The organism is Phormidesmis sp. 146-12 (assembly GCF_052939495.1).
Genome location: NZ_JBJPHS010000022.1, coordinates 18,220 through 29,926 on the forward strand (window position 1 = coordinate 18,220; position 11,707 = coordinate 29,926).

An 11,707-nucleotide genomic window follows, 5' to 3' on the forward strand; every position below is an offset into this window, starting at 1 on the left:
ATTTAGGTGGCAGATCATGAGTGGAGATGATGAACAACTGAAAGAGAGTCCTAGGCTTCCGGTCGGCCATAAAGGCATCTTTTGGGCGGCTCAAAATCGGATTTTATTCTGCTATGGTTTGCTGCTTGCATTAATTTTTATTGCGGTCATTCCTGCATTTCGATCAATATTGATGCTTCGCGTCAATGAACGAGTTCGGGGTGACATGACCGAAAAAGCAAGTACCTTTAATGCCTTAGTTGAAGGGAAGCTGGATGGTTCTCTCGAAGGTTCTCATTGGTCTGAAAGGCGAGATGAGCGATTGAAACCGCCTACCTCAATAAAAGATTTGGAATCTTTTTTTGATGCTTATCTTTCTCGCCAAGTGCCCGAAGATGATGTCTACTTGATTACTTTCACAGATGGAGATTTCTATCGATCTAGTCCCAGAGCTAGACCAGAAATCCTTAAACAAGGTAGTTCACTGATGAATCAATGGGCAGCCCTTACAATTCCCCAGCAAGGAGAAAAGCCCGTTGATGATCCAGAGCTAGAAAAATTAATCTACATTGCTCAACCGATTCAAGCCGATGGGCAAACGATCGGTGTGTTTATCATGGCGCACACGACAGCAGGAGAGCAGAGAGAAGTTCTAGAAGCAGTGGATGTTGTGATTCAAGTGACCGGGGGAGTGCTTGTCTTAGCTTTACTTTTAGGTTGGTTTGCTTCTGGTCAGATTCTTGCTCCACTACGGTCATTGTCTTCGACAGCACGATCGATTGGTGAATCTGATCTGACTCAACGCATTTCGATCCAGGGTGCAGGTGAGATTGCTGATTTAGCAAATACTTTTAATGACATGATGGATCGTCTTCAAAGTGCATTTACTACTCAGCGCAACTTTATCAATGATGCAGGGCACGAATTGCGAACTCCCTTAACGATCATTCGTGGGCATATCGAATTGATGGGCAATGACCCGATCGAGCAGCAAGAAACCATGAACATTGTGATGGATGAACTCGATCGCATGAATCGGTTTGTCGATGATTTGATTCTACTCGCAAAATCAGAGCGTCCAGATTTCTTGCAGCTTGAACCAGTGTCTTTAGAATCTCTAACTCAGGAGCTTTTTACGAAAGCCTGTGCCCTAGCAGACCGAAACTGGGTGTTAGATAATGTTGGGCAAGGAGAAATCATTGTCGATCGACAACGAATTACCCAGGCTGTGATGAATTTAGCTCAAAATGCAACCCAGCACACTCAAGCAACTCAAACGATCTCCATCGGTTCAGCAATCTCCTCAAAGACAGTTCGCTTCTGGGTGCGCGATACAGGAGAAGGAATTTCTTTAGTCGATCAGCAAAGAATTTTTGAGCGCTTTGCCCGTTCTGCGAAAAGTCGCCGTCGCTCGGAAGGAGCAGGACTAGGATTAGCGATCGTTCGAGCGATCGTGGAAGCTCATCATGGACAAATTAAACTACGGAGTCAGCTTGGCAGAGGGTCAACGTTTACGATGATCATTCCATTAGAGGATGCTATCTCTTCATCACAGGGAACACTTCGCAACCGTTGATCCAATTATTAACTTGAGTGTTGTGATATTTGAAAGAACCTTATGCTGTTCTGGTCACTAACCGCACGGATTGGACGGCGAAGCAGGTGCTGTCTCAATATTGGCAGCGCTGGACAATTGAAACCTTTTATCGGGACGGAAAACAACTGCCTGGAGGTTAATTTTTCGAGATGCCCTCCAAGTAATCACTCTGCCTGTAGTACTGAAAGTAGGTTTTTAGCAGTTTATCGCTCACTTGAGGGCAGGAGATACTTGTTCCTTGAAGCCCCTCTGAAGTGTTACGACAATCAAACTTAGATTCGGATAGATTTAATTGACTGTCTTTAGATTTCTCGGTTGATTTGAGCAGAAATCGGGGTAGCAGGGGATATAGGGCATTGTCTTGAGCAGATTTTGTTACTTTGATTAACTCTTCACGCCATTGCTCGTAACTCACAGGTTTTAACGAGTAGCCAGATGAGCTAATTAGCCAGTTTAGTAACTGCTGAATCCGGATGGGAGTTGGATTGACAATATGAAATACCTGTCCGAGAAGCTGTTGCTGTTGAGAAAGATGCACGATCGCCTGACTTGCATAGTCAACGGGTGTCATGTCTACTAAGATATCACTGTCTGATTCTGGAATATACCCGATTTGAATACACCCTTTGATCATACGAGACATGAAATCATCCGTGTTACAGATTCCAGTTTGGCTATCTCCGGTGATTCTTCCTAGTCTGTAAATGCAAACTGGAATTCCTCTAGACTTTGCGATCGCTGTTAGCCTTTCTGAAACCCACTTACTCTGAGCATATCCACTTTGAAGGCTTTCACAAGCTTCCGGAGTATCCTCTTCTTTAACCTCTATTTTTTCTAAACGATCGACATTAGAAAAGACACTAAACGTTGAGATAAAGTGGACAGGCTTTGTGCGAACCATCGCCGCCAGTCTCAAAACTTCTTGAGTCCCCAAAACATTTGCGGCTTTCAGTGTGGAATAAGAGTAGACGAAGTTGACTAGAGCGCCATTGTGATAAATCACATCAATGCGATCAGCTAGAGCCTGAAATTGATCAGAACTCAGTCCCAGTTTTGGTTGAGCTAAATCTCCTAAGACTGGAAGAATTCTGTGGGCAAAACTCTGATCCCACAAAGCATAATCCTCAAGATTTTGTTGAAGTCTTTCTCTCGCTTGTTCAATCGTGGAAGCACGAACTAAACAGTAAATCGTCGCAAAAGTTTGTTGTAGAAGCTGATGTAGTAAGAAAGCTCCCAGAAATCCAGTTGCCCCGGTTAAGAAGATGGCCTCTGGAGGGGATATTTCTACTGCGTATTCTGTTGCAGGTTGAATGTCAGCATCGAGGACTGCTTCTTTTCTCAAATCCACTGCTATTGTTGTCATCAATTCCTGAGTGGATTGAACTTGCTGTTGCAGACTGGTGATTACCTTTACTTGCTCTGTAATCGTTGGTGCCTCAAACAAACTTCGCAGGGGAATTTCCACCTGGAATAGTTCCTTGATTCGCGTCCAAAGTTGAATCACAAGAATGGAATGCCCACCTAAGTCAAAGAAATTGTCCCGCGTTCCAACCTGCTGAACACCCAGAATCTCTGTCCAAATCGCTGCAAGCTGCTGTTCGTCAGGCGTTTGGGGCTGAATATAACTTGTGGTAGGTGGTAGTTTGATGGAGTCGATCGTAGCCAATGCTTGACGATCAATCTTGCGATTAGGTGTCAGTGGTAAAGACTCCAGAACAACAAAAGTAGAGGGAATCATATACTGCGGTAGGATTTCCTTTAAGAAGGATCGCAACTTGTCATCAGCGATCGCCTGATCGTTCTCAGCGACAAGAAAGGCACAGAGATATTGCTGAAGATGTTCTCCAGAGAGCAATACGGCAGCCTGTCGGATCTGAGGATGCTGAGACAGTACCGCTTCAATCTCCCCTAACTCAATGCGAAAACCGCGCAGCTTCACCTGATAATCTACCCGCCCCACATACTCGACACAGCCATCGGCTCGATACTTCACCCGATCGCCCGTGCGATACAACCGCGCCCCTGGGACACCACTGAACGCATCAGGTACAAATCGCTCTGCCGTCAGGTCATCTCGTCCCACATACCCCCGTGCTACGCCTGCGCCGCCGATGTACAGTTCTCCCACCACACCGATCGGCACGGGCTGCTGCTGCTGGTCGAGAACGTAGAGTTGCGTGTTGGCGATCGGGTGTCCGACCACCGCCGCATCCGCCGCCGTCGTGAGGCGATAGCGAGTAGACCAGATCGTTGTTTCCGTGGGGCCGTAGAGATTCCACAGCGCGGCTCCGCGAGGTAAGAGTTGTGCTGCGAGGTCAGGCGTGAGTGCTTCTCCGCCACACAACATCGTGAGCGTTTGACTGCCCGACCACCCTGCTTCTAGCAGCAGTCGCCAGGTGGCAGGAGTTGCTTGCATGAAGGTGGCTTGTGTCAGAGTGAGCGTGGCTGCCAAGCGCTGACCATCGACTGCCGTGGCTCGGTCTACCAGTTCTACCGTTGCCCCCACAACGAGAGGCAGCAGCAATTCCAGCACTGCGATATCAAACGAGAGCGAGGTCACAGACAGTAGCACATCACCCGGATGCAGGTTCAAGTCCTGCTGCATTGAGTCGAGGAAGTTGACCACCGCGCGATGAGGAATTTGTACCCCTTTCGGTCTGCCTGTGGAGCCAGAGGTGTAGAGAATGTATGCTAGAGCGTCGGGAGTAACGGAGCAGGGCGGGGAGAGCGTTGAGGTCACGCCATCACTCCAGACGTGATCGAGCGGCAGAACTTGACCTGCAAAGGAGAAGGGAGTGTCGAGGGGTGTGTCGGTCAGCAGCAGGGCAACGTGAGCATCCGCAAGAATGAAGCGGAGGCGTTCAACCGGATAAGCGGGGTCGAGGGGAACATAGGTGCCGCCTGCTTTGAGTACCGCAAGTAGGGCAATCAGCAGGTTGGGAGAACGCTCTAGGAACAGACCGACGCGGGTTTGTGACGTGACTCCTGCTTGTTGCAAGCGATGAGCCAGGTGATTGGCGCGCTGGTTGAGGGTGTCGTAGGTGAAGGAGGAGTCCTGGAAGTGGAGAGCGATCGCGGCTGGGGTGCGTTGCACCTGAGCTTCCACCCATTCGTGCAGGCACAACTCAGGAATCTTGGTGCTGGTCTGATTCCACTCTTTTACGAGGGTTTGTTGTTCTTTAGCAGTCAGGAGGGGAAGCTCCTTGAGACGTTGATTTGGATCTACAACCATCCCTGTCAAAAGCATCTGTAAATGTCCTAATAGGCGATCAATCGTATCAGCATCAAATCGCCGATCGTCATAAGTCAGTTCCAAGAAAAACGGTGATCCTAGTCCGATAACGAGACTGAGGGGATAGTGCGATCGACCAAATGAAAAAACGCCTTCAATGCTGAGGTCAGTTGCTTGTGTTTGTAGAGAGGGATCAACTGGATAGTTTTCAGCAATGACCAGGCTCTCAAACAGCGGGACACCGCGAGGCAGTTCGCTCCAGCCTTGGATCTGAACCAGCGAACTATACTCGTACTGCCGCATTTCGACCTGTCTGGATTGAAACTGTTGCAGCCACGGCACCAGTGTTGCTTCTGAATTAACTTGAACGCGGACGGGCAGCGTGTTGATAAACAGTCCCGCGATCGCTTCTACGCCCGATAACGAAGCGGGTCGTCCGGAGGAGGTAATGCCAAAAACTACATCAGATTCTCCACTGTAGCGGCTAAGCAAAAGGCTCCAAGCTGCCAGAACTAGCGTAGTAGGAGTTAGCTGATGCTGTCGAGCAAAACGCTGGAGATCGTCACCGATTTGAGGGAGATCGAGCCGCTGAACCTTGTAGGAGTCAGTTGTGAAGGGCGGTTTAGAAATTGGCTGATCAACACCCATCGGCGTTGGTGCGATGAATCCTCGAAGCATTTTACGCCAGAAGGTTTCGGCTTGCAGAGAATCTTGCTGCCGCAGCCAAGTGATGTAGTTGCGGAAGGAAGGCGAGGGTGGAAGCTGGAAAGTTCCTTCGGTGGTCAGGGTCGTGTAGAGATCAAATACTTCCTTGAACACAAGCAATCTCGACCAGCCATCCAGCAAAATGTGATGTTTGCTAAATGTGAATTGATAAGTGTCTTCTGTAAGGTGGATTAGCGTGAGCCGCAGCAAGGGTGCAGTTGTCATCTCAAATCCCTGAATGCGATCGGCTGCCAGAAAAGCCTGGAGGTTTTCCTGTTGTTCGATCGAGGTTTGTTCGCGCCAATCCAGTTCTTGCCAGGGTAGTTCGATTTGTTGATGAACAACTTGTACAGGCTTTTTGAGCGTTGCCCAATGAAAAGAAGTTCGCAGGATGGAATGTCGCTCCAGCACGATTTCCCAGGCTCGTTTGAAAGCGGGAATATTCAGCTTGCCACGCAGCGTAAAGCTATTTTGATCGAAATAGGCGATCGATTCCGGGTCGTGCAGCGTGTGAAAGAGCAATCCTTGCTGCATGGGCGAAAGCTCATAGATATCCGCTACATTTTTCGCTTTCATAGTCTGTTTGGCTTCCTGGTTAATCTAACTGAGCAATCAGTAAATCGAGGTCTTCTTGATCGAGTTGAGCATCTGGAAAATCTGAGGGAGTGTAACCGCCTACGTCTGGAGACTGACAGTGAGCAATCAGCGATCGCAGAGCAGTGAGATAGTTTTGGGCTAGCTGCTCAATGCGAGAACGTTGGTAAATTTCCGCGCTGTAATCCCATCGTAGGTGCAGTTGTCCCTCGCTCACAATTGCAGTGATATCGAGCAGATAACAGCGGTTGCCTTGAGGACTGCGCCCCAACCCTGTCGATTCCGGTGCAGGGGCAAATAAGGACGTTGGGGCAGCGATCGTGTCTACTTGCCCCAGGTAATTGAACTTCACAGAAGCGGGCGGACGATCGCGCAAACTAGCTGTTACTTCGTTCTGATTGAGATAGCGCAGGATGCCGTAACCAATGCCCTGTCGAGGAATCTGGCGCAGTTGCTCTTTGATGGATTTCAAACATTTTTCGGAATGCTCAGGATGATCCAATTGTAGTTGCACAGGAAAAATTGTGGTAAACCAGCCGATCGTGCGGGACACTTCCACATCTTCAAACAGCGACTCTCGCCCGTGTCCTTCTAAATCGAGATAAAGCGAGGGAATTTGAGTCCACTGAAAAAATGTCTGCACCAGTGCCGTGAGCAATACATCATTAATTTGAGTTTGGTAGGTGGCTGGAACCTCCTGGAGGAGAGCATTGGTTTCTGTTTGGGTCAACGCGACGGACACTGTTTGGATCAGGGCAACCGTATTGGCTCCAGTCGGATTATCCATTGGCAGTGTGGCGGCTCCACTCTCTTGCTGCCAGTAAGTGAGTTCTTGCTGGGGTGCCTCCGAGTTAGCATAGTTCTGCAAACGGGTTGACCACTCCTTAAAGGAGGTTGTTTTAGCAGGTAGCTGTACCGCTTGACCCTGAGCTAATTGCTGGTAAGCTGTTTGCAAATCCTCTAGCAGAATGCGCCAGGACACCCCATCAACCACGAGATGATGCAGAATCAGCAACAGGCGATCGGGCTGATGATTGCCAAGGTCGAACAGTGCGACTTGCATTAAAGGACTGTCCGCGAGATTCAGGCTTGTTTGCAGGTCGGTGGCGACAACGGTAATTGCCTCAGATTGATCGGCGGCGGCAAGAGTAGACAAATCTACTTGAGTGAATGGCACGATCGTATCAACATCAGTATTAATCTGTTGCCAGCCTGTTGCATCTCGATGAAACCGCAGCCGCAGGGCATCGTGATGTTGCAGCAGATGACTCAGTGCTTGCCTCAGCAAAACTGGATTAAGGGGTTGCTGAACTTGCAGCAGGATCGATTGATTCCAGTGATGTGACTCTGGGAGATTTTGCTCAAAAAACCAGTGCTGAATTGGAGTCAGCGGCACAATTCCTGTTACAACTCCCTGCTCTGCGGCAATGATGGGAGCCGTATTGACCACTTCTGCCAGCGTCGCAATGGTGGGATGCTCAAACAATTGCTTGGGCGTGAATCGGAGTCCAGCTTGACTGGCTTTCGCAATCACTTGAATGCAGAGAATAGAATCCCCACCTAACTCAAAAAAGTTATCATAAATTCCTACTTGCGGCAGTCTGAGAACAGTTTCCCAAATCTGAGCAATCGTTGCTTCGATAGAAGTGCGCGGTGGAACAAATGCGCTAGCGGTGTTGGACTGGGGAAGATCCATTGCCAACAATGTGTGACGATCGAGTTTGCCATTCGGCAGTAACGGCAGTGTCTTCAACGGCACGATCGCGGACGGTATCATGACTTCGGGAAGTTTAGCTTGCAAAAATTGGCGCAGATTCACGATCGCATCAGCAGCCTGAAAAACTACATAGGCAATCAGTTGTGGATGTTCTGCTTCTGTAGCAAGCACGATCGCCTCTCGTACATCTGGATGTTGTTTCAAAGCCGCTTCGATTTCTCCCAGTTCAATTCGGAAACCCCGAATTTTTACTTGCTGATCTGCACGTCCCAGAAACTCGATTGTTCCATCTAGGCAATAACGGGCGTAGTCTCCGGTTTTGTACAGTCGGGCACCTGGATCGCTGCTAAACGGATGCGGCACAAAAGCGGCAGTTGTAAGTTCAGGCTGGGCGAGATATCCACGAGTCACGCTAGCGCCGCCAATGTGAATTTCACCCGCAACACCGATCGGGACAGGTTGGAGGTGAGTATCTAGTAGATAAACTTGGGTATTTGGCAGCGGATAGCCTAATGGAACCGTCTCAGAATCGGCTGCCGATAGGCGTTCTCGAACTTCATAAGTCAACACTCCCACAGTGGTTTCTGTTGGCCCGTAGTGGTTGAGTATCTGGCAAGTGGGCGCGAGTTGCTGAATTTGTTCAACTAGATGCCAATGAAGTGTTTCTCCACCCAGGATTAGCTGTCGCTGGGGCAGGATTGCCCGACAATCAGTAGCGTCTAGCAACACCTTAAGATGGGAAGGAACAATTTTGAGATAGTCGATCGCGTGCTGACGACCGTATTCTGCTAGTGCGTTGGGATCGAGCGATCGTTCCTGGGAAATCAGGTGTAAACAGCCACCTGTGCATAGACAGGCGAACAGCGTGGTATTGCCCAAATCCGCAGCCAGAGTAGAAACTGTGGCAAAACTTGCCCCTTCAGGGATAGCCAGCCTGGTTAAGATGCCGTTGACATAATTCAACAACTGTCGATGCTCTACAGCCACCCCTTTCGGTTGACCTGTTGAACCTGATGTGAACAGGACATAAACTAAGTTTTCGGGTGTTGTGCAGTGGGTTGGATTGGTGGTGGCTTGTTGAGCGATCGTAGACCAGTCCGTATCCAGACAAATTACCTGCATCGTCAATGTCAAATCATTTGCAAGTTTCTGCTGGGTCAGGAGAATTGAGGCTTGAACCTGCTGTAACCGCTGCTCAACTGCCGTCGTAGGTAAGCCCGGATCAAGGGGTAGATACGCACCACCTGCTTTAAGAACTCCCAATAAGCCGATTAGCATTTCTGGAGAACGATCGACATATAGCGCCACAAGCTGTTCAGGTTTAATTCCCTGTGTCCGCAGGAAGTGAGCCAGTTGATTGGCGCGGGCATTTAGTTCCGCATAGGTGAGGGATTGATCCTCAAAGACTACGGCAACGCGATCGGGTGATTGTTCTACCTGCTGTTCAAACCATTGATGGATTGTGCTGTAGCTGCAATGGTTGATTGTTGTTGGGTTGAAATCTACTAAAAGCTGCTGTCGATCGCGATCGCTGAGCAAATTGAGGTCTGCGAGTCTAGCATTCGGTTGATGAATAATTGAAGTCAGTAAGGTTTGAAAATTGTTCGCAATTTGAGCGATCGCACTGGCTGCAAACAGATTGGCATCATAATGAAATTCGGCTCGAAGCTGCCCGGATTGACGAACACAGGACAGTCTAATTTTGAAATGATTCAGGTAAACTGCTTGCTGATAGATAGAAAAAGTCAGATTAGGCGTTGATGCCACAGACCATTCCGCAAACTCAAAACCAACGGGCAAAGTTACTAGAGGCAATCCTGTAAAGTACTCCTGCCATTGGTGTGCTTCCTGCATGATCTGAGCCGTCTGCTGCACCCGTTGACTCAAGAGATCATGCTCCTCCAAATGGCTCTGTAATGGTAAGCATTTGTCCAATAGTCCCAGAGCGTGTTGCAAATCCTCGTACTTTCGCGCCATGCTGGTAACACCGACGGTGATATCGGATCGACTCGTCATCCGCCACAGCAGCACTTGCCAGCAGGTCAGCAATACCGCCGCGATCGAGCCGTTGTCATGTTGAGTGAACTGGCTAATGGTTTCAGCATCCAGGTGAGCGGTGAAGCAGCGCGGTTGAAATGGCGCAGATTGAACTTGGTGTTCAAAGGGAAGCCTCCATCTGCTTAAATCCGAGAATTGCTGCTGCCAATAAGTTTTACCGCAATTCGTTGCTTCCGCTTCTAGCAGTTCATTTTGCCACTCTGCTAGATCTGCATATTGCATCGGCTCATCTAGTTGACTATCAAAATCACCAGCATAGGTACGGCTAATTTCGCTAGCAAGAAGCTGTAGCGTCGTTGCATCTGCACATAAACTCGGAAGACTCAAAATCAACAAATGTTGCTGTGGAGCCAGGGGAACGATTGCCACTCGTAGTGATGGAGATTGCTCAAAACTGTGGACTTGGCTATTTTTTTGTAAGTAGTCCTGAACAGCTAGTTCCAGATTTTGAGCCAGTCCACGATCGAATAAAGGTTCTGACACAGAAATGTTGAGATTAGTTTCCTCCTGAATCACCTGAAGCGGCAGAATCATCTCCGGCAAGCATTGAAACGCTGTTCGGAGGATTTCATGTCGCTGAATCACCTTTTCTATCGCTGTCTTCAAAGTTTGAACCTGAAGCGCTCCTTCACATAGCAAGATACACTGAGCGATCGTCGGAATGTCAGGATGCGATCGCTGTAGAGACCACAGGTGCTTTTGTTGGGGTGACAGTCGGTAGCCCTCGATCGTGGGTAATTGCATAGTTCAGTTCCTACTTATCAATGATTGTTTGTTGCCCATAGCATATCTGGACTGTGAGGATCTGCCATTGCCGCTAGAACTCGACGTGAACCCAAAAATGGGCAGCGTCCATGTGCAGTGAGCATATTGTCCAAAAGCAGCACATCTCCGGCTTGCCAGGGAAATCGCACTGTCTCCTGCTGATAGACGGAGCGAATTACTTCGAGAACAGAGGGTTCAATCTCCGTGCCGTTGCTATAGTAAGCATTGCGCGGTAGCGCTTCCATAGGAATTCCCTGAATCAGATCGGTCTGGAGCATTGCTCCTAAACTCGTGATGTGAAATAGGTGCGCCTGATTAAACCAAACCGCTTCACCCGTCTGAGGATGGGTAGCGATCGCTTGACACACCTGACGAGTTCTTAACTGATCCTGTCCCCACCACTCAATTGCAATTCCAGCCTGATGGCAGTATTTTTCAACGACTGATCGATCGTCCGTTTGAAAGACTTCCTGCCAGGGCAAATCCAGCCCCCCACCATAATTCCGCACATACAGCACGCCATCCTGAAATCGCGATCGAATGCTGTTAGGAATCTGCGCTAGAACCCGGCGACTATCCGCGATCGGAGTTTCTCCCCCCTGTTGAGCAGGCTGAACACAATAAAAGCTAATTTTCAGGCACCACTGCCGCGCATAGGACATTTCGTTATGAAGTGGAATTGCCCGATCCGCTGGATATTCTGTGGAAGTGTAGACATTAGGGCGAACTTGGGTGCGGGGAGTCGATCGATAGGAATAAGGCATTGCGGTTTGGGAAAGCCCCTGCATGAATGTCTCAAAATCTGCATCCCCTAACACTTGAAAGTTACGAAACAGAATACCGCTATGTTTCAACAACTCTGTTTCGATCAGTCGTTGATTCTCCTTTGCCCACGTCGCTAAACTCAGTCCTTCCAATGTTGGCTGAATGATCAGAGGAAGCTGTTGTTCAGACGGTTGTATCTGAACAAGCTGAGTTGTAGAAGTCACTAACTTACGTCGATGCTGCCGGATGAAAGTCGTGGGATCTGGAGTCTGATTCATAGTAGGACATTCCATCA

Annotated in this window: 5 protein-coding genes; 2 read left to right on the top strand and 3 right to left on the bottom strand. The window is 48.9% G+C overall.

Features of this window, described 5'->3' with window-relative positions; all coding sequences use genetic code 11:
• Positions 1–16: 16 nt before the first annotated feature.
• The gene (locus ACKFKF_RS12000; protein ID WP_446867918.1) at positions 17–1,555 is read left to right on the top strand and encodes a sensor histidine kinase; all 1,539 of its coding nucleotides are present in this window, start codon (positions 17–19) and stop codon (positions 1,553–1,555) included.
• 29 nt (positions 1,556–1,584) lie between these two features.
• Positions 1,585–1,716 (top strand): hypothetical protein, encoded by a 132-nt coding sequence (locus tag ACKFKF_RS12005; protein ID WP_446867919.1) that lies wholly within the window; start codon positions 1,585–1,587, stop codon positions 1,714–1,716.
• On the opposite strand, the gene ACKFKF_RS12010 is transcribed toward ACKFKF_RS12005, so the two are convergent.
• Genes ACKFKF_RS12010 through ACKFKF_RS12020 form a run of 3 tightly spaced genes read right to left on the bottom strand, consistent with a single transcriptional unit; the run spans position 1,713 to position 11,690 of the window.
• Positions 1,713–6,089 carry an amino acid adenylation domain-containing protein gene (locus ACKFKF_RS12010; protein ID WP_446867920.1) on the bottom strand — a complete coding sequence of 1,459 codons (4,377 nt, stop codon included), beginning with the start codon at positions 6,087–6,089 and terminating at the stop codon, positions 1,713–1,715. The genes ACKFKF_RS12005 and ACKFKF_RS12010 overlap by 4 nt on opposite strands.
• A 19-nt stretch (positions 6,090–6,108) precedes the next feature.
• The gene (locus ACKFKF_RS12015) at positions 6,109–10,626 is read right to left on the bottom strand and encodes an amino acid adenylation domain-containing protein (protein WP_446867921.1); all 4,518 of its coding nucleotides are present in this window, start codon (positions 10,624–10,626) and stop codon (positions 6,109–6,111) included.
• Positions 10,627–10,643: 17 nt separating this feature from the next.
• The gene (locus ACKFKF_RS12020) at positions 10,644–11,690 is read right to left on the bottom strand and encodes a TauD/TfdA family dioxygenase (RefSeq protein WP_446867922.1); all 1,047 of its coding nucleotides are present in this window, start codon (positions 11,688–11,690) and stop codon (positions 10,644–10,646) included.
• Positions 11,691–11,707 lie beyond the last annotated feature (17 nt).